Raw genomic sequence first — 20,337 nt, forward strand, 5'->3', positions numbered from 1 at the left:
ATTATTTTTTGTTTTTGTAGTAGTTGTAATCACAATATTCAAGTGATTTTGGATCTACATAACTTAAGTGGTGACTAGAGAATGTCATACGACCAACTACACCAGGTTTAACAATTTCGTTGTACTTAGCTTCTGTTAGTTTAGGAGCAGTTTCTTGTACTTCTTTAACCCACTTGTCATATTTCTCTTTAGTTTTTGCTTCAACTTCGAACTCCATGTGTGTGAATCCTTCACCAGAGAAGTTCGCACTACGGCCTAGGTAAGAACCTGGCTTATCAGCTTGTAAATAAAGATCCATAATCATGCCATCCATTGTGTACTTCATACCACCAAGTTCTGGTACCCAGAAAGCATTCATTGGGCCGACAGAAGTCAGTTTGAATTGAATTGGTACACCAGCTGGGATGTTTAAATAGTTAACGGTTTCAATTTTTTCCTCTGGGTAACTGAATAACCATTTCCAGTTTGCAGATGTAACATAAATTTCAACTGGTTTAATATGTTTGGACTCTTTCGGAACCTCTTCCGAAGCATAAGTTGCTTTTACTGTTGGAATCGATAATGCGATAACGATAATAACAGGAACAAGCGTCCAAATAATTTCTAGTAATGTGTTACCGTGTTGTTCAGGTGGCTCATAGTCCATATTCTCTGGTTTTTCACGATAACGAATCAAGATGACTGTAAACAGAATGAATACAATTGCGATAATTAATGACATAAGCAAGAATGACCAAACAATTAAATCATACTGTGCTTTTGCAACAGGTCCTTGCGGATTTAATACTGCGAGTTTTTTATCACAGCCACCGAGGAACAGAAGTAATGATAACGGAAGAAGCGAAGCCAACTTCCAAAACGCTTTCTTTAGTTGCACGATTGAAAATCTCCTTTCTCCTTGGATTGAAACTATGCCAATAAAACAATATAAACCTATTAATTTATAGAAGGCAATAGTTTTTGATATATTGTTAAAAAATAGACACAAATGCACACTTTTTAAGGTGAATATCATTTGTAACTTGATTACATTGTAAACTATTTTCCAGAGAAAAACGTGATTGTGAAAATTTTAAGATAAATAAAGTTATACCAGGATATCCAAGAAATAGAAAAAAGCTATCTTATCATAAGAAAGATAGCTGAATATTTTGTATATTTAGTTTATTTCTCGTATGACAGTTCGTGGCTGTTCAAGTGTGACAATTTTTTTATATTTAACTTGATATAAAATGTAACAAATAATCATAAATGGAATGCCACAATAAAGAGCAATTCTTTGATCTGGAATGAAAGCCAAACTAACAAATGTAATGAAATTCAGCGAAAACGCTACGATTGGAACTAGTGGATAGAGCGGTGTACGATATTTTAAATCATTTATGTTGCCACCGTTTTTCACGAAATTTCTACGGAAGAAAAACTGTGAAGCGGCGATTGACATCCAAACGACAACGGCAGCCATTGCTGCAATAGATGTTAAAACTAGAAAGACAGTATCTGCCGCAAATACACTTGTTAGTAAGGACAGGCTAGCGAAAATTAGGCTGAAAATTAATGCATTTAGCGGTACACCTTTTTTAGTTAATTTCGTAAATGCTGGACTTGCCATTCCTTGTTTTGCCATCGCCCACAGCATACGAGAATTTGCGTAGAGACCAGAGTTAGCAACGGATAATACAGCTGTAATAATAACAAAGTTCATAATGTCTGCTGCATATGGGACACCGGCTACATCAAATACAAGTACAAAGGGACTTTCGACTAGATTAGCCTCTTGCCATGGGAGTAAACCTACAACAACTGATATCGCTAAGACGAAGAAGAAGAGAGTTCGCCAAATTGTGTTTTTAATTGCTTTTGGAATTGTTTTTTCAGGATTTTCACTTTCGCCTGAAGCGATTCCGATTAATTCTGTTCCTTGGAAGGAGTAATTTACTGTAATCATCGTAAGAAGAACAGCTAATGCACCATTTGGAAATAGCCCGCCATTTTCAGTGAAATTATGAAGCATTGGAGCTGGCTTTCCATTAAAGTCTAGTAGACCGAACATAACAGCGCCGCCAAGTACGATGAAAATAACAATTGTTGCGACTTTTACACTTGCGAACCAAAACTCTGCTTCTGCATATGCTTTTGCTGATAAAGCGTTTACGAGGAAGAGTGCTGCTGCAAATGTAACGCACCAAATCCAGGAAGAAACGTCTGGAAACCAGCGTTTCATTAAAATACTTACAGTTGTTAACTCTACGCCAACTGTAACAGCCCAATTTAACCAATACATCCAACCGACAACAAATCCAAAACCAGGTGAAATGAATTTGCTTGCATAACTTTGGAATGAACCTGCTTCTGGCATAGCGACGGATAATTCACCAAGACATAACATCGTTAAATACATAACAAATCCACCGACTAAAAATGCAAGAATAGCACCACCAGGTCCGGCATTATGGACAATTTGACCAGATCCCATAAATAACCCGGTTCCGATAACACCGCCGAGTGCAATCATAAATAGGTGTCTACTTTTCATTGTTCGTTTTAAATCTGTTTGTTCAATTTGTTGATTCATATGTCCCTCACCCCGTATTTTCTTGAATGTGTGAACTTCGTTTTATTCTGAGTTTTTAATCATTAGTGGGGGATGCAACACACACTCGGTTTATTTGCTATGAAATGAATGGAGTATGTAAAAAAACGAACTATGACTAAATACTCTAAGAATGTTTGTTAACATGGTGATATCTTCACTATGTTAACAATTTTGATTTTAGCAAAATATTCTGTAAATGTATATTTATTTTTCTTTTTATTAAAAATAATTAGAATTTTTATAATTAATTCTATGAGCGATAATTCACATGATCTTTCTAGCAAACTAGTAAGAAGAAGGGTACAATGATAAGAGGTGTATCTGTAAAATAATAATTAATGGAGTTTTGTTTATAATGAAAAAGTTAAAATATCTTTTTGTTTTTGGGATTATACTTGCTGCTGCATTTTTTATAGGAAAAGATAAAATCATGCAAAAGGCGCAAGTTCTACGCTTAGAGTTTCTATCTGAAATGAAAGAAGCAGCTATGATTGAAGATGTTCCGTTTATTAAACAATTACCAGAATTGCCCAGAGGGTGTGAAGTGACAAGTTTAGCTATGTTGCTGCAATATAAAGGTGTACAAGTAGATAAGATGCAACTTGCTAGCGAAATTCATCGTGTTCCATTTGAACAAAATGGTTTGCGTGGAAATCCTTACGAGGGATTTGTGGGAAATATTTATACAAAGGCAGAGCCTGGATATGGTGTATACAATAAACCAATCTTTGATTTAGCAGAAAAATATGTTCCTGAAAAAGTAATTAATTTAACAGGTAGAGACATGCAAGATATATATAAAGTAATTAGTTCTGGCTCTCCGGTATGGGTCATTATTAATACGACGTTTAAGCCGCTAGCTGAAAGTAGTTTTGAAACATGGAATACGAGTTCAGGCGAAGTGAAAATTACATATTATGAGCATAGTGCAGTAGTAATTGGATATGATCAAAACTTTGTATATGTAAATGATCCTCTTAAAAATAATCCACGTTTGGCTGTTCCGCGAGCAGAATTTGAGAAAGCTTGGGAGCAAATGGGAAAACAAGCAATTACTATTTTATAATAATGAAAAAGTCATCTTTGGGATGGCTTTTTCTTTTTGGTTTATTAACACTGAAAATTCAGAAGATTCTTTTAAAAGTTAACGATTCACGTTATAATAACATTTAACTTGGTGAAGAAGGGGAGAAGAGAAATGGATGTTGCAAAGGAACTTGTTTTGTCAAAAAATCAGTTAGTTGAGTGGAGAAGGCATTTTCATAAGTATCCAGAGTTATCTTTTCAAGAAGAGAAAACATCGCAGTTTGTGTTCGATATACTTCGGAAATTCCCATATTTAGAAGTGTCACGGCCGACTAAATATAGTGTGATGGCAAAGTTAGCAGGTAAACATCCGGGCAAAACAGTTGCGATTCGAGCCGATATGGATGCTCTTCCTATTCATGAAGAAAATGAGTTTGATTTTATTTCTACATATAAAGGTGTAATGCATGCATGTGGTCATGATGGACATATAGCGATATTACTTGGGGTTGTACATAAGTTGGTAGAAGAAAGAGAGAAGATTAAAGGGGAGATTCGTTTTCTATTCCAACATGCTGAAGAGAATTTTCCTGGTGGTGCAGAGGAGATGGTTGCTGCAGGTGTAATGGAAGGTGTGGATTATATTATTGGTGCTCACCTTTGGGCGTCGTTAGAGGTTGGGAAAATAGGTGTTATTTATGGTCCTGCAATGGCTGCACCGGATGTTTTTAAAATTAAGATAGAGGGAAAAGGTGGACATGCTGGAATCCCTCATGAAACGGTGGATAGTATTGCAATCGGAACACAAGTCGTTTCGCAACTTCAGCAAATTGTATCTCGCCTCACGAATCCATTAGATTCTCTCGTAATATCTGTTACGCAATTTCATGCTGGGACAACTCATAATGTAATACCAGAGCAAGCTGAGATTGAAGGGACAGTAAGAAGTTTAAGACATGAATTACGAAGTGAAACAGAGAAGAAGATTGAGCGGATTGTGAAGCATATTACGGAATCTTACGGAGCGAAATATACATTTTCATATGAATATGGATATCGACCAGTTGTAAATGATTATGAAGCTACAGAGCTTATTGAACAAACGGCATTACAACTTTATGGAAGGGATAGAGTTGTTCGTTTACAGCCGACGATGGCTGGAGAAGATTTTTCAGCGTTTTTACAAAAGGCACCGGGGACATTCTTTTTTATCGGAGCGGGAAATAAAGAGAAAGGTATTATATATCCTCACCATCACCCTCGTTTTACGATTGACGAAGATGCATTACCGATTGGAGTGGAAGTCTTTGTATCAGCCATTATGAAATTTATAAGTAAAGGAGAATGAGATGAAGAAAATACACATTCTAGCGCCTATCCCAGTTCTTTGTTTAGTAGTTGGGCCAATATTTGCGAATTCAGTTACTCCTTACGTATTAGGGATGCCATTTTTATTATTTTGGGTATTATTATCAGTGTTTATTACATCTTTTTGTATGGGGCTTGTGTACGTGTTTGATCCTGCTAATAAGGAGGATGTAAAATGACTGCATTACTTATCATTATTTTATTTTTGTTTCTCGCACTATTTTTAGGGATTCGGGCACAACATGGAAAAGATATGAATTTAGAGCAATGGTCAGTTGGGGGAAGAGGGTTTGGCACTATTTTTGTTTTTCTCCTTATGGCAGGTGAAATTTATACGACGTTTACATTTTTGGGAGGAAGTGGCTGGGCGTATAGTAAAGGAGCACCTACCTTTTATATTTTAGGCTATGGCGCTTTAGCTTATCTTTTATCGTATTTTTTATTGCCACCGATTTGGAAGTATGCGAAAGAGCATAACCTTGTTTCACAGTCGGATTTTTTTGCGAAGAAATATAGAAGTAAAGCGCTTGGGATTATTGTTTCAATTGTTGGTGTTGTTTCCATCATCCCATATCTTGTTTTACAGTTAAAAGGACTGGGAATTATCGTTTCAGAAGCTTCTTACGGAAGGGTGTCACCTGTTGTTGCGGTTTGGATTGGTGCTATTGTTATAACTATATATGTAATGGTTTCAGGTATACATGGTTCGGCTTGGACGGCCGCTTTGAAGGATATTATGATACTGTTTATCGTTATGTTTTTAGGTATATATTTACCGTATCATTATTATGGAGGATTTCAGCCGATGTTTGAGGCTGTAGAGGCAGCGAAACCGGGATTTTTATCTTTACCTGAAGAAGGAATGAGTATTTCTTGGTTTGTTTCTACTATTATATTAACGGCCCTCGGTTTCTATATGTGGCCTCATACATTTGCTTCTGCTTTTTCTGCAAAAAATGAAAAAGTATTTCGTAAAAATGCAGCAATTATGCCATTGTATTCTTTAGTTTTACTTTTCGTATTTTTTGCAGGATTTGCTGCTATATTACAGGTTCCGGGATTAAAAGGAGCGGATGTAGACCTTTCATTGTTCAGACTTGCTCTTCAAACGTTTGACCCTTGGTTTATTGGAATTATTGGTAGTGCGGGAGTATTAACGGCATTGGTTCCGGGTTCGATGCTTGTTATGGCGGCTTCTACACTGTTAGCGAAAAATATTTATCGAACGATAGTTCCATCTGCTTCAGATAGACAAGTTGCTAAGATGGCAAAATTATTTGTGCCTGTAGTAACGCTCGTGGCAGTTTTATTTACATTTAAAGGAGGAGAAACGATAGGAGCGCTTCTATTAATGGGATACAGTATCGTTACACAACTTTTCCCTGCACTTGTATGTAGTTTGTTTCCACGTCAAATTATTACGAAGCAAGGAGCTATTGCAGGAATGGGAGTTGGGCTATTAGTGGTCGCATATATTACCTTATCTGGTTCAACTATAGCCACGATGTTTCCGAGTTTCCCGCAGTATATAAAAGATTTGAATGTAGGTATAGTCGCATTGTTAATTAATATAATTGTGATGTTTGTAGTCAGTGGATTTACAAAAGGTGTATTTATAAAGAAAAACACTATAATAGTGGAAAAGTAATTCGTTTATCCCGCATTAACAAGCAGTAAGACCCCCACCTCAAAATTCAGCGGAAGCAAAGAAGTTAGGTGGGGGCCCTGCTGCCTGTAAAAGCCCGATTGGTGAGGGTTGATTAAAGTTTTACTTTATTAGAGCTATCTTTGAAAAGAGATAGCTCTTTTTTGTATATATTTTCTTCAATTAGCGGAATCTAACTAAAAACTTGTTGAAAAGGAAGTTAGGTGGGGAAATTGTTAGAGCTTGAAGGTAACTTATTTGAAGTTATGAAAGAAATTAGGGATGAGTTAGGTTCGCCTAATGATTTAACAATTAGAGAAGTTGCTCTTGCTGGGAGTTTTACACGTTGTGCGGTTGTGTTTTTATGTGGGTTAACAGACAAGGATAATGTTTATAAATATGTAGTTCGTACTCTTCAATATGAAGAAGTGCAAAATGAAGCGGCTGTCGTTCAGACGTTATTGGATCGTTTTATTTCTATTGCGGAAGTGGGTAAGAAGACAACATTTCCGGATATTATAAATGCGATTTTAGCGGGAGATACAGTTATATTAATTGATAATATTCAAACTGCTATCATTATTAATAGTAGGGCTTGGGAGAAGCGAAGTTTAGAACCACCAGTGACAGAAGATTTAATACGCGGACCGAGAGTTGGATTAAATGAAGATATTAATGTGAATAAAATGTTAATCCGACGCAGCTTACGCGATCCAAAGTTGAGGTTCCAATCTTATATTATGGGGAAGCGATCGCAGAAAGAAGTAACCCTAGTATATATAGAAGATATTATTAATCCTCACATTGTAAAAGAGTTAGATCGCCGTCTTCAATCAATAGTGACAGATGTCGTTTTGGAAACAGGTACGATTGAACAATTAATTCAGGATAATAATTTATCCCCATTTCCACAGTTTTTGAATACAGAGAGGCCTGATAATATTATAGCCTCATTAGCGAAAGGGAAGGCGGCCATTTTAGTAGACGGATCCCCGTTTGCTCTTATTGCACCACTTGTCTTTGTTGATATTTTTCAATCTGTAGAAGATCATTACGAGCGCTGGGTGATTGGAACGTTATTAAGATTTTTACGTATGGGTTCAGGCATAATTGCGGTTTTGTTACCAGCTATGTATGTAGCACTTGTATCTTATCATCAAGGACTTATTCCTTCTAAATTGGCTTATTCAATTGCAGGTGCGAGGGAAGGTGTTCCGTTTCCTGCATATATTGAAACATTAATGATGGCCTTGACTATGGAATTAATACGAGAAGCTGGAATCCGATTGCCGAAACCGATGGGGCAAACGATAGGGATTGTAGGAGGTCTTGTAATTGGAGAAGCTGCGGTAAATGCAGGGATTGTAAATCCGTTTTTAGTTATTATTATTGCAGTTACTGCGATTGCTACGTTTTCGCTTCCTGTATATAGTATTACGATTACGTTCCGAATTTTACTTTTCGTCTTTGTATTAGCTGCAACGGCTTTTGGACTGTATGGGATTATTCTAGCTCTGATCGCACTTGCTATTCATATTACAAATTTAACAAGTGTTGGTATACCGTATACAACTCCCATTGCTCCTGCATTTTATAAAGATTGGAAAGAAGAATTTATTCGCATGCCAAAATCGATGTTGAAAGATAGACCAGAGTACTTACAAACAAAAGACTCTACAATACGTCCAAAGGAGCGAAAATAAGTGAAACCATTTGAGTATGGCGATGAAGAGATTGGATCTCGGGAAATTGGGTTTGCGGTGTCATCGACCATTATTGGTATAGGGGCATTGTCTATGCCAAGAGATATCGCTAACCAAACTTTATTTTCGGACGGTTGGATTATCTTGCTTTTGGGTGGACTGATTTGCGCAGTTTTAGGCTGGTTTGTGACGAGAGTGGCTATCTTATTTCCAAAACAAAATTTTGTTCAATATACGAGTGCGCATTTGACAAAGCCTGTTGCATACACAATTAGTAGTATTTTAGTATTAACGTTTGCTGCTTTGACAGCGTATGAATCGCGAATGATTTCAGTTATTTCTCAAACGTATTTATTTAGTGATACACCAATACAACTACTGTCTTTTTTCTTCTTATTAGTTGTTATTTATGGAATAGCAGGATCAAGAGCAGCCTTATTAAGGTTAAATGTTTTATTCTTGCCTATTGTTTTAATTGCGATAGTACTTCTTTCTTTATTGAATATAAATTTAATGGAAATAAATAATTTACTACCAGCTTTTCAAACGAAAGTAAGTCAATATGCTGTTGGAGTTAAAAATTCTATTTTTACGTTTATTGGATTTGAAGTAGCTTTATTTTATGCGGTGTTGCTGAATGATAAGACAGCGAAAAAAGCGCCAATGGCAGTCGCGAAAGCGGTGATGGTAAACGTGCTGTCATACATTTTAATTTATGTAACTTGTATTAGTGTTTTTACGTATATGACAACACGTGGATTGACATATCCAACAATTGAATTAGGGAAAGAAATTGAAATTGGTGGAGGATTTTTAGAAAGGTTTGATGCGATTTTTTTTACGACTTGGATTATTACTATTTATAACACTACAGCAATGTATTATGACGTCGCATCTTTATTGTTTTGTGCTATGTTTCCGAAAGTGAAGAAACAAATTTTTATTTTCATAAGTGCCCCTATTATTTTTATGGTGAATATGATACCTAGTAGTTTAAATACTTTATCAAGTTATGGGACTTATTTAGCTTGGATAGATATGGGGTTTGTTGTGTTAGCTCCTTTGCTCGTTTTAATTGTATATAAAATAAAAAGAAGGAATGGTGGAAATGAAACACCTTCTTAAAATTATAATGGTTATGGCTTTAACTGGATTTATGAGTGGGTGTTCTGAGTTAGAAGAGATAGAAGAAAGAGGATTTGTAGTAGGAGCGGCTTACGATATTGTGAAGGAGAAGAAAGCGAATCCAATTATGAAAGGGACCTATCAGATGGTACTCCCCAGTAAATTGTCTCAACAGGGTGGACAAGGGGGTGGGGATAGCGAAAATTATATTAATGTTAGTGCAAAAGCAGATAGTGTATTTGAACAAATAAGAATAATCGCCAAAAAAATTAGTCGTACATTATTTTTCCCTCATATACAGGTGATTATTTTCTCTGAAGAATTACTTTCACATCCATACATTTTACAAAATACGTTAGATGTATATATTCGCGATCATGAGATGAGAAGAAATATTCGTTTGTTCGTTTCTAATAAAAATGCCGAAGCTATTTTAAAACAAAGTGCCAAGCCTGAAAATTTACCGGCGCAGTATATTGATATGTTAGCTGAACACCCTCCGAAAAATGCCCAAATGATTGAGGCTGCAAGAATTGGTGAGGTGCAGGAAAAGATGATCTCTAACCGAAGTTTTGTATTACCTATTCTGGAACTAACAAAACAAGGAGTACAAATGAACGGTGCAGCATTGTTTCGTGGAAAGGATAATAAATGTGTAGGCAATTTGAGTGGGGAAGAAACAGTAGGGATGAATTATATAATAGGTAAAAAAATTGGAGGTTTTTTTACCATCCGTAAAAAGAATCAACTTATTACATATGAAATTCATAAGTTACGTCGAAAAATTAAAGTATCCACAACGAATGCTACAAAACCAAAGTTTGATATTCATTTATCTCTGGAAGGCACATTGGCTGAGTTGCATTTTAGTGATCATAAAAAGGTTTTGAATGAAAAGCGTTTAGAGAAGGATATATCGGAAGAAATGGAGAAGCGTATTCAAAAATCAATTAAACTTGTTCAAAAAAAATATAAGGTAGATGTACTAGAGTTAGGGGAAGTGTATAAGCGACATAATTATAAAGAGTGGAAAAAGGTAAGTAAGAATTGGGATCAAGGCGAAAATTACTTTAGTAATGCTGAAATTACTGTTCATGTTCATCCAACAATTGAACATTCAGGTTCAGCTTTACCGAAAAGAGTGAAATAAGGTGATGAAAGTTGTTTACTGGATTAGGAATTAGTTGCACGATATTAATGGCAGTTCTTCCAGGAACTATATATTTTATTCATAAAAAACTCACAACGTATGGAGCACAGCCGTGGAATACTGATGTGCAAAAAAAGAAACCTGAATAATTTCAGGTTTCTTTCGTGCAAAGCATATGTGAAGGGGGATACCTTCTATGTATGCTTTGCTTTATACAAGCCCTAACCAATGTACCAATTGTGTAGAGAGGAATGTAACAACAATGGCGATAACGGTAGGGATTGCAAACGATAAGAATGTCCATTTTGCACTTTTTGTTTCTTTGTATATATTAACAAGTGTTGTTCCGCACGGGAAATGAAGAAGTGAGAACAACATTGTGTTTAACGCTGTTAACCAAGTCCAACCATTTTCTAGGAATAGATTTTTAATTTGATTAAAATCATCTATTTCAGTTAAAGCCCCAGTTGATAAGTAAGACATTAATAAAATTGGGATTACAATTTCATTAGCGGGTAGTCCAAGAATGAATGCAGCTAGAATAAAGCCGTCAAGTCCTAACATTTTAGCAAATGGATCTAGAAAGTTTACAAAATACATAAGTAAGCTTGTGTCACCAATAAAAATGTTAGCAAGTAACCAAGTTAATGCAGCCGCAGGGGCAGCAACAACTATAGCTCGTTTTAAAACATAGATTGACTTATCGAGTGTTGCGCGAACAATTGTATTCCAAACTTTTGGCTTGCGGTACGGAGGTAACTCAAGTGTGTAGTGAGTTGGAACCCCTTTTAAGGCTGTTTTTGATAGTACCCAAGAAACAGTTAATGTCATAATAACACCAATTACAACCATTCCGACTACAACGCCAGCAGTAACCAATGTTTGCATACTGCCTGTATAACCAGCAGCCATAAATAGTGAAGCCATTAAAATTAACATAGGCCAGCGACCGTTACAAGGAACGAAGTTGTTCGTTAAAATTGCTAGCATGCGTTCACGTGGTGATTCAATGATACGTGTTGACATAATGGCTGCTGCATTACAACCAAATCCCATTGCCATTGTTAAAGATTGTTTCCCGTGTGCGCCGGATCGTTTGAATAAGCGGTCCATATTAAACGCGACACGTGGTAAGTATCCGTAGTTTTCTAATAGCGCGAACATAGGGAAAAAGATTGCCATAGGTGGTAACATAACGCTAATAACAGCACCGATACCACGGAACAAACCAAGTATTAAAATGCCATGTAACCATTCAGGTGCATGCGCTGCTTGGAACCAAGATGTTAAATATCCTTCGGCCCATCCGAAGAATTCGGCAATCATATCAGATGGTACGTTAGCGCCTGCAATTGTAAGATAAAAAATAATAGATAAAATACCGAGCATAATTGGGAATCCCCAGATTGGAGATGTGAAAATTTTATCTAGTTTTTCGGAACGATATAATTTATCAGTATTTGTATATTGGACAGATTCTTTACATATGCTTGCAGATGTTCGGTAAATATCTCCGACTATATCATCTCGTATATCTTCTTTTGAAAGTGTTTGTGCATGTTGAATAATATAGTCTAATGGAAGAGCTTTACTGGCTGAGTGAGATTCCATTAATTACGACCTCCCTTACAAGTGGTTCATTATGGTGTTTTTGAAGTGTAGTTAAGAAATTTTTATCTCCATCTAATATACGTAACGCAATCCAACGTGCTGGATACGTATCACCGAACACTTTATAAATTTGTGGTTCTAATTCCTGAATCATATTTTCGATTTTTTCGCTGTAAGTAATTTTAATTGGTGTTGGAATTAGTTTTTTATTTGCTACTCTTGCAATAACATTTAGCAAATGACCAATACCTACTCGGTTACGTGCTGAAATTTTAACGACAGGTACACCAAGTGATTTTGCTAATTTCTTTTCATCGATAACAATCCCTTTTTTCTCGGCTTCATCAATTAAGTTAATGCAAATGACTACATTATTTGTCATCTCCATCACCTGGAGTGCTAAATTTAAATTTCTTTCCATAGCAGTTGCGTCTATAACAACTACAGTTACTTCTGGTTTTTCAAATATAATATAATCCCTCGCTACTTCTTCGTCTGCGGAATTTGAGTATAGTGAGTAAGTTCCCGGTAAATCTATTAATGTATAATTACTTCCGTTATGTTCATATTCTCCTTCAGCTTTTAAAACAGTTTTTCCCGTCCAGTTTCCAGTATGTTGTTTTAAGCCTGTTAAAGTATTAAATAATGTACTTTTCCCTGTATTCGGGTTACCAGCTAAAGCGATACGATGTTTGCTCATCTGAAATCATCTCCTATTAATACCCCGAAAATAAGGGAGCTTTCTTCTTTACGCAGTGCAATAGTTGTGTTGCTCACTTGATAAGCGACCGGATCTCCAAGTGGACTGCGTTGCAATACTTTAATCGTCGCCCCCGGGATAAATCCCAAATCTAATAAGCGTCGTTTCATAGTTCCTTCTAATTGTATCTTCTCAATTTGTACAAACTCTCCTATTTTAAATTCGGAAAGTGGTTTTATATTAGCCGATACCATAAAAGTTACCTCATCTCTATATTTTTAGTTTGAGTTTAAAAAGTTTCCTAAGGTAAACTTTTTGTTAGTAATATAGTAGACTACATTGGATTATGTTGTCAATTAGTACTTTAAAAATATTCATTTATTTTTAGAATTGTTCCAATTTATTTAGTTGTACTAAAAAATATTACTGAAATTATTTTTAATGTGCATAAATTAGGTGTGTAAAAATTACAAAATACAGCGGAATTGTAAATGTAACTTTAACGAAAAGGGAAAAAGAGAGAAAAACATTTACATTGAATTTACATTGTTAAGAATATATTTACATTGCAGCGTAGTTAGTGTGGTTTTTGTTGGGTTATTTAACTATAAATGTTGGGATTTCTAGCTTTTAAGGATTATTATCGTCATTTACTTAAAATTAAAAATTGCTTAACACTCACATAATATTGTTGTCCTACAATGAATTTGTGTTCGAAAGAAAATGAATTCGAAAAGTGATAATCCAAATGGGGGTACAAGACATGGTTATGAAAAAAGGTATTAAATTTTCTTTAGCAGCTTTAGTGGTAGCAGGAGCATTAGTTGGTTGTGGGAAAGCAGAAGATACAACTAGTAAAGAAACTGCTAAAGGAAGCGATAATACAAAACAAGAATTATCAGGTACGATTGCAGCGGCTGGTTCTACAGCTCTTCTACCTCTTGCGGAGGAAGCTGGAAAGAAATTCATGGAGAAAAATTCAAAAGTTTCTATTCAAGTTCAAGGTGGCGGTAGTGGAACTGGGATTAACCAAGTAGCATCTGGTGCAGTACAAATTGGTAATTCAGATGTTCCGTCCGGAGATAAAATAAAAGATGCTGAAAAGGCGAAAGAATTAGTAGATAACAAGGTAGCGGGTATTGCATTCGCTCTTGTCGTAAATAAAGATGTAAAAGTTGATAACTTAACAATGCAACAAGTACAAGATATCTTCACTGGAAAAGTAACAAACTGGAAAGAAGTAGGCGGAAAAGATGAAAAAATCAATGTAATTAACCGTCCGGCTTCATCTGGTACACGTGCTACATTTGAAAAAACGATTATGAAAGACGCGAAAATTAATGATGGAACTGGTACAACACAAGATTCTAACGGTGCAGTAGAGCAAGCGATTAACTCTACTCCTGGTTCGGTGAGTTATTTAGCAATGTCTTACATGGTCGGCGAGAAAAAAGGCGCACTACAAACAGTGAAAATTGATGGTGCTGAACCGAAAGTTGAAAACATTGCGTCTGGTAAATATCCATTCTGGTCTTACGAATATATGGTAACAAAAGGTGAAGCGAAGGAAGCAACAAAAGCTTACATCGATTATGTAAAAGGTAAAGATTTTGAAAAGCAAGTAGAAGATATGGGCTACATTCCAATGTCTAAATTAAATAAGTAATAAAATTTTATGGGGCTGGCTGCAAGGCCAGTCCTGTTCATTTCAATCTGTGAAGTGGGGTCTGTCCTGTGATGAAGGGGAAAAAACAAATTAATTACGTAAAAAGTGAATATATAGGAAGATCACTTGTTACGTTTTGTGGTATTTTTATTGTTTTAATTACATTAGCTATTATTGCGTTTATTTGTGGGAAAGGTATTCAATCTTTTACACAAAGTGGTATCTCATTTACTGAGATGTTAACATCGACAAAATGGAATCCAAATGCTGATCAAGGATCCTTCGGGGCTTTAATTTTCATTGTAGGTTCAACGGTGGTTTCGTTAGGTGCGGTTATTATTAGTGCACCAATTGCTATAGCTCTTGCTATATTCATGAATTTAATTTCGCCAAAGTTTGGAAATAAAGTATTGAAGCCTGTTCTAGAATTGTTAGTTGGTATTCCTTCGGTTGTATACGGATTATTAGGTGTTACGATTTTAGTACCACTATTACGTGATTCGTTTGGGGGAGTAGGCTTTAGTTTAATTGCAGGTATTGTTGTATTAAGTATTATGATTTTACCTACTATTGCTAGTATCGCTTCTGATGCAATACGTTCTGTTCCATTTGATTATTTAGAAGCTTCTTATGGTCTAGGATCAACGAAATGGCAAGCGATTAGCCGAGTAATTGTTCCTGCTGCGAAGAAAGGGATTTTAACAGGTGTTGTTTTAGGTTTAGCGCGTGCTTTTGGTGAAGCGCTAGCGGTTCAAATGGTAATCGGGAATACGATTAAATTACCAGAAGGAATATATAGTCCGACAGCGACGTTAACTGGTATTTTAACAATGGACATGACGAATACATTGAACGGAACTGCTTGGAACAATGCGCTATGGACTTTAGCGATGATTTTACTTGTTATTTCATTCCTGTTTATTTTAGTAATTCGAGCGATTGGGCAAAGAGGTGAGCGATAATAATGAATGCAAGAACGGTAAATAAAGTTTGGACAGGTATCTTTTATGCGGTTGCGGCTTTAGTTGTAGCTTTGCTAGTGTTCTTAGTATTTGAGATTTTACAAAAGGGATGGGGATTTTGGGATCCTAATTTCTTGTTTGGAGAACCAAGCAATACAAGAGCTGGTGGTGGGATTGGTCCGCAGTTATTCAATTCATTCTACATGCTTGTTATAACGCTTATTATATCTATTCCTCTTGGATTAGGTGCTGGAATATATTTAGCAGAGTACGCGAAACAAGGACGTTTTTTAAATTTTGTTCGTCTATGTATAGAGACGATGGCGTCTTTACCTTCTATTGTTGTTGGTTTATTTGGTTTGTTAGTGTTCGTTACAATGACAGGTTGGGGATACACAGTAATGGGTGGTGCTCTTGCTTTAACTATTTTAAATTTACCAGGTTTAACGCGTGTTTGTGAAAATGCGATTTCAGAAGTTCCTCAGAATGTAAAAGAGGCAAGTCTTGGATTAGGTGCAACGAAGTGGCAAACAATCGCTCGTATTATTATCCCATCGTCATTACCACAAATTATTACAGGGATTATTTTAGCGGCGGGTCGTATATTTGGGGAAGCGGCAGCATTAATTTACACAGCGGGTTTAACATCCCCGATTTTAAATTCAGCAGCGGATTTCTCAAGTCCTGCGCATCCTTTAAATCCGTTTAGACCAGCTGAAACATTAGCGGTTCACATTTGGAAATTAAATTCTGAAGGAGTTATTCCAGATGCGAAGTTGATTGCGACAAAATCTGCAGCTGTATTAATTATTATGGTATTACTATTCAATGTTATTTCACGCTTGATAGCATCTATATTACACAAGCGCTTTACAGGAACGAAAAGAAAAAGTAAAACAACGAAAAAGGTAAAAGCGGCATAAATTATAAAGAAGAACTCTCTATTTATAGGTAGGGGGTTCTTTTGTATTTTAATATAGAAGGAATGGATGTAATGATTGTTGAATTTGTGATTAATTATAAAGAAGAACAGATGTAATTTAGATTGTGGGTTCTAGTAAACCTATAGAGCAATATGTGGAAAAAATGATGGATTATATGACTAAATAGAGAGAAGGCGTTATCTTCATTTGTGAAGATAACGCCTTTTGTTTTTAAATATCAGGTGTTTCTGTAGAAGTGCTTATTTTCCTACGGGAGCGTCTTTTTCTCCCGATTTTATCTAATAGTTCATACATAACTGGAACGACTACTAATGTAAGAGCAGTTGAGACTGCCAAACCGCCGATGACAACGACGGCTAAACTTTTTGATACCATACTTCCTGCTTGGGATTGGCCAAATAGGAGTGGGAGCATAGCAACGATTGTTGTAATAGCTGTCATAATAATTGGGCGTAGTCTAGTAGAACCTGCTTCAAGTAAGGCTTCTCTAGTTTCCATTCCATGTTCCCGATTTTGTTGGACTCTTTCTATTAATACAATAGCGTTTGTAACAACAATCCCGATTAACATTAATGCGCCGATCAAGGAATTTACATCAACAGGTGTTCGTGAAATGATTAATCCTAAAATACCACCGACAGCAGCTAATGGTAAGGAGAATAGGATTGCAAAAGGAGCACGTGCTTGCCCGAAGGTGATAACCATAATTAAATATACAATCCCGATTGCAATCCCCATAATTTTGAATAAATCTGTAAAATTCTCTTGCATAGATTCAGTAGCTCCTGCGATATTTACTTTTGCACCACCAGGTAAATCTAAGTCAGTCATCGCTTTATTTACTGCTGTGTTTACTTTACTCAAATCTTCATTTGAAGCTTCGGCGGTAATTTGAATTGTTTCTTTTCCGTCTTTATGGAAAATTTCTGTTTGCGTTTGTTTTTCTGAAATAGTTGCGATGTCTTTTAAAGGAATTGGTCCATTAGTAGGTGATAGTATGTTTGTATTTAAAATATCTTCTTGTTTGGTAATGTTTTCCTTTTTGTGTTCTATCATAATAGTAGTTTTTTCATTATTAATTGTAATTTCGCTAATAGGTGACTTCTTCATAAGGAATGCTACTTGTTGCGCAGCTATTTCTGGTGTTAAACCTAGTTGTTCAGCCTTTGTTTGATCAATATGAATTTGCCATTCTTTCTTAGAGTCTTCTAAATTCGTTTTTACTTTAGAAAGATCATCCATGCTTTTTAGTTTTGTTTCGACGATAGTAGCCGCCTCTTTTAAATCCGCTTCGTTAGTAGCTGTTACGTTAAATTGTAAGTTGTTGCCGCCGCCAGAGCTTGAATAACTTGTTTTTATATAATCAAGTTCAGCAGGCTCAAAAGTTTTATTTTCCTTTTTTAACTCTTTAATATATTGATCAATATCAGAACCTTTTTTTAAGACTACAAATATACTAGCAAGGTTATTTTTAGTTGTTTGCCCCCATTGTGCATCTTCTGCGCTAGATCCCATTCGTAAAATAACGTCTGTTACATCTGAATTAGAAAGTAATTTCTTTTCGAAATCAAATGCTTTTTGTTTTTGAGCTTCAGCATTATAATCGGCTGGAAATGTCATGTTAATAGATAACATTGTGTCGTCTTCAGATTTTATGTTTGCTTTCGGTAGTAATATATAAGCTGCAATTGATCCTACAAATAATAAAAATGCAGTAAGTAGAATAATGAATTTATGAGAAAGAGCCCACTTTAATGTAGCGACATATCGTGATGAAGAACTTGGCTTTCGATGCTTTGTTTTTTTGAGTAGTAAAAAAGCCATAAGTGGAACAACTGTTAGTGCAACGATTAAGGATGATAATATAGAATATACAACTGCTAATACCATAGGTAACATTAATTTTCCGATTGCTCCTGATACGAGGCCGATAGGTAAAAAAACAGCGACCGTTGTTAAAGTAGAAGAAGTAATTGCGACTGCGACTTCTTTCGTTGCATCGAGAATGATATCTTTAGAGAAAGAATCTTTTTGTAAACGGCGGAAAATATTCTCGATGACAACGATACTATCATCGACGAGACGTCCAACCGCAACAGCTAAACCACCGAGGGTTAAAATGTTAAGCGTAATGTTAGATTGATGTAGTAAAAAGAGTGTTAATAAAATGGATAATGGAATACTGACAACAGCGATGAGTGTTGTTCGGAAGTTACGTAAAAAGATTAAGATAATTAGAGTTGCAGCGATTGCTCCAAGTATTACTTCTTTTCCCATGCTAGTAACAGCATTTTCAACTTGTTCATGGGTTGAAGCCAAAAGTTTAATGGAAAATTGATCTTTATATTCCTTATCTATCTCTTTAACTTTTTTATCAATCTCTTTTCCAATGGCAACTGCATTTTTACTCGGTTCTTTCATGATGATTAATCCTGTGCCTTCTTCTCCGTTTATATGTGAGATTGTATCGTAGTGTTGTTTGATTTCAATTTGAGCAATGTCTTGCAATTTCACTTGGGGTGCCACAGTGATGTTTTTAATGTCATTTACATTTTTTATGTCCCCAATGACGCGGAGGTTGTATTCTTCCTGATTAACAGTAATTGCCCCAGCTGGAGTAGAAGTTTCTTTTCCTTGTAAAACAGTTAGTACCTGCTGTGATGTTACGTTTTTGTTTTTTAATTGGTTCGGATCAAGTACGATAGATAATTCAGAGGTGGATTTTCCGAAAAACATAACGTTGGCAACACCATCAATGTTTTCGAGTTGTGGTACGATTTCTTTTTCAATTTGTTTTTCATCTGCTTTTGAAAAACCGTTTTGTTTCTGGATAGTAATTTGAGCGAGTGGAATCATAGAAGTGTTTAATTGACTAACTACGGGCTTGGTTACATCTTTAGGTAATTTAATTGTATTGACGGCTTTTTCGACTTCGCGTGTTGCATCTTTCATGTTTGCTTTTGATGTATACGCAATGTCGATACGTGATAATCCCTCGTATGTAGAAGAAGTAATGGTGTCGACGTGTTCTAAATTGCGAAATTGTTTTTCGAGAGGATCAGTTACATCCTTTGTCATCGTTTCAGCGTCGAGTCCTTGAGATAAGGTTGTGACGGTAATTGCTGGATTGTCGATACTCGGTAAAAATTCCATAGGTAATTTAGAGCCGGAATAAACACCGAGTATGGAAATGAGAAAAATCATGATGATAATGGCAGCTCGGTTTTTTAATGAAAACTTTGTTAACCTATCCATAAAATAATTCCTCCATTGGTTTATTTATAGTTGAGTGCGTCCTTTCTTACTATATAACAAAAAATGGATATTTTTCATTAATTAAATGTAAAAAAATTCTAACAATATCCTTAAGTTTGTATTAGGATTGGAATGTTGTTAATTTGTAGGGGGTAAATTTTCGAATGAGAAGGAAGGGGATAATGCGCGCGAGTGGCTGTTTAATGTAGACGGGATTTTTTCTTAAGGCTAATTTGTATAGTTATTTTATAGAAGGATAATGATTATAAGCTTTAATATAGAAGAGAATGAAAATTTGGGAAGGTATTGTGAAATACAATTTGGTTGAACGGAGTGTATTAGCATACAATTAGAATAACTATTTTCAGTAGTAAGGATAATAGTTACTTCTATAGAAGAAAGTAGGGTAGATAATTTTTTTATATTTTTATAAAAAAACACTTGTTATTTAAAAGTTGTGATGGTATATTAATAAACGTCGCTGATGCGGAAACGCAGAAAACGACAAAAAAGAAATTTTAAAACTTAGTTGACATCGAAAAATTAAGATGTTAATATGATGAAGTCGCTTCTGAAGCGGCGGACA

Annotated in this window: 17 protein-coding genes and 1 pseudogene; 12 read left to right on the plus strand and 6 right to left on the minus strand. The window is 35.6% G+C overall.

From position 1 onward, the window contains the following. Position 1: 1 nt before the first annotated feature. Both ACZDYH_RS26455 and ACZDYH_RS26460 read right to left on the minus strand, forming a co-directional pair. Positions 2-877: a cytochrome aa3 quinol oxidase subunit II gene (locus ACZDYH_RS26455; protein WP_001176165.1), complete on the minus strand. Its 876-nt coding sequence runs from the start codon at positions 875-877 to the stop codon at positions 2-4. A 282-nt stretch (positions 878-1,159) separates the two neighbouring features. Next, positions 1,160-2,575, minus strand: a complete 1,416-nt coding sequence (locus ACZDYH_RS26460) for an amino acid permease (RefSeq protein ID WP_001075759.1) — start codon at positions 2,573-2,575, stop codon at positions 1,160-1,162. A gap of 376 nt (positions 2,576-2,951) precedes the next feature. Here ACZDYH_RS26460 and ACZDYH_RS26465 point away from each other — a divergent pair, with 376 nt between their 5' ends. The 8 genes from ACZDYH_RS26465 to ACZDYH_RS26500 all read left to right on the plus strand — a co-directional run bounded on the left by ACZDYH_RS26465 (position 2,952) and on the right by ACZDYH_RS26500 (position 10,762). Further along, a complete protein-coding gene (locus ACZDYH_RS26465) occupies positions 2,952-3,662 on the plus strand; it encodes a C39 family peptidase (RefSeq protein ID WP_000734488.1) in 711 nt (236 codons plus the stop codon). A 132-nt stretch (positions 3,663-3,794) separates the two neighbouring features. Further along, entirely contained in the window at positions 3,795-4,970 is a 1,176-nt protein-coding gene (locus tag ACZDYH_RS26470) for an amidohydrolase (protein WP_434713508.1), read from the plus strand. 1 nt (position 4,971) lies between these two features. Then, entirely contained in the window at positions 4,972-5,169 is a 198-nt protein-coding gene (locus tag ACZDYH_RS26475) for a DUF3311 domain-containing protein (protein ID WP_474887532.1), read from the plus strand. Then, complete coding sequence (locus ACZDYH_RS26480) at positions 5,166-6,638, plus strand: sodium:solute symporter family protein (protein ID WP_000125930.1); 1,473 nt, start codon at positions 5,166-5,168, stop codon at positions 6,636-6,638. Before ACZDYH_RS26475 ends, ACZDYH_RS26480 begins: the two co-directional genes overlap by 4 nt. A 221-nt stretch (positions 6,639-6,859) precedes the next feature. Then, positions 6,860-8,338, plus strand: a complete 1,479-nt coding sequence (gene gerLA, locus ACZDYH_RS26485) for a spore germination protein GerLA (RefSeq protein WP_001999095.1) — start codon at positions 6,860-6,862, stop codon at positions 8,336-8,338. Beyond that, positions 8,339-9,463: a spore germination protein GerLB gene (gerLB, locus tag ACZDYH_RS26490; RefSeq protein ID WP_000802008.1), complete on the plus strand. Its 1,125-nt coding sequence runs from the start codon at positions 8,339-8,341 to the stop codon at positions 9,461-9,463. Continuing rightward, a complete protein-coding gene (gene gerLC / locus ACZDYH_RS26495) occupies positions 9,447-10,613 on the plus strand; it encodes a spore germination protein GerLC (RefSeq protein WP_000681631.1) in 1,167 nt (388 codons plus the stop codon). Before gerLB ends, gerLC begins: the two co-directional genes overlap by 17 nt. Before the next feature lie 11 nt (positions 10,614-10,624). Next, positions 10,625-10,762, plus strand: coding sequence for a hypothetical protein (locus ACZDYH_RS26500; RefSeq protein ID WP_000493997.1), 138 nt, complete (start codon positions 10,625-10,627; stop codon positions 10,760-10,762). A 61-nt stretch (positions 10,763-10,823) separates the two neighbouring features. Here ACZDYH_RS26500 and ACZDYH_RS26505 read toward each other — a convergent pair whose 3' ends face one another. Genes ACZDYH_RS26505 through ACZDYH_RS26515 form a run of 3 tightly spaced genes read right to left on the minus strand, consistent with a single transcriptional unit; the run spans position 10,824 to position 13,178 of the window. Next, a complete protein-coding gene (locus tag ACZDYH_RS26505) occupies positions 10,824-12,224 on the minus strand; it encodes a nucleoside recognition domain-containing protein (protein ID WP_000443602.1) in 1,401 nt (466 codons plus the stop codon). After that, positions 12,202-12,924 (minus strand): FeoB small GTPase domain-containing protein, encoded by a 723-nt coding sequence (locus ACZDYH_RS26510; protein WP_000033868.1) that lies wholly within the window; start codon positions 12,922-12,924, stop codon positions 12,202-12,204. The genes ACZDYH_RS26505 and ACZDYH_RS26510 overlap by 23 nt, the downstream gene beginning before the upstream one ends. Further along, positions 12,921-13,178 (minus strand): FeoA family protein, encoded by a 258-nt coding sequence (locus tag ACZDYH_RS26515; RefSeq protein ID WP_000252982.1) that lies wholly within the window; start codon positions 13,176-13,178, stop codon positions 12,921-12,923. Before ACZDYH_RS26515 ends, ACZDYH_RS26510 begins: the two co-directional genes overlap by 4 nt. A gap of 509 nt (positions 13,179-13,687) precedes the next feature. On the opposite strand from ACZDYH_RS26515, the gene ACZDYH_RS26520 reads away from it, so the two are divergent. From ACZDYH_RS26520 to ACZDYH_RS26535, 4 genes and pseudogenes are all read left to right on the plus strand, one after another. Next, positions 13,688-14,590, plus strand: coding sequence for a phosphate ABC transporter substrate-binding protein PstS family protein (locus ACZDYH_RS26520; protein WP_000245109.1), 903 nt, complete (start codon positions 13,688-13,690; stop codon positions 14,588-14,590). Between the two features lie 71 nt (positions 14,591-14,661). Beyond that, entirely contained in the window at positions 14,662-15,552 is an 891-nt protein-coding gene (gene pstC / locus ACZDYH_RS26525) for a phosphate ABC transporter permease subunit PstC (protein WP_000676676.1), read from the plus strand. Positions 15,553-15,554: 2 nt separating this feature from the next. Further along, a complete protein-coding gene (gene pstA, locus ACZDYH_RS26530) occupies positions 15,555-16,475 on the plus strand; it encodes a phosphate ABC transporter permease PstA (RefSeq protein ID WP_000994141.1) in 921 nt (306 codons plus the stop codon). Positions 16,476-16,596: 121 nt separating this feature from the next. Then, positions 16,597-16,662 (plus strand): annotated as a pseudogene (locus ACZDYH_RS26535) (AAA family ATPase); the annotation flags it as partial. A 44-nt stretch (positions 16,663-16,706) separates the two neighbouring features. On the opposite strand, the gene ACZDYH_RS26540 reads toward ACZDYH_RS26535, so the two are convergent. Further along, complete coding sequence (locus ACZDYH_RS26540; protein WP_434713514.1) at positions 16,707-19,751, minus strand: efflux RND transporter permease subunit; 3,045 nt, start codon at positions 19,749-19,751, stop codon at positions 16,707-16,709. Positions 19,752-20,337 lie beyond the last annotated feature (586 nt).

Source organism: Bacillus sp. EB V-12 (genome assembly GCF_056158125.1).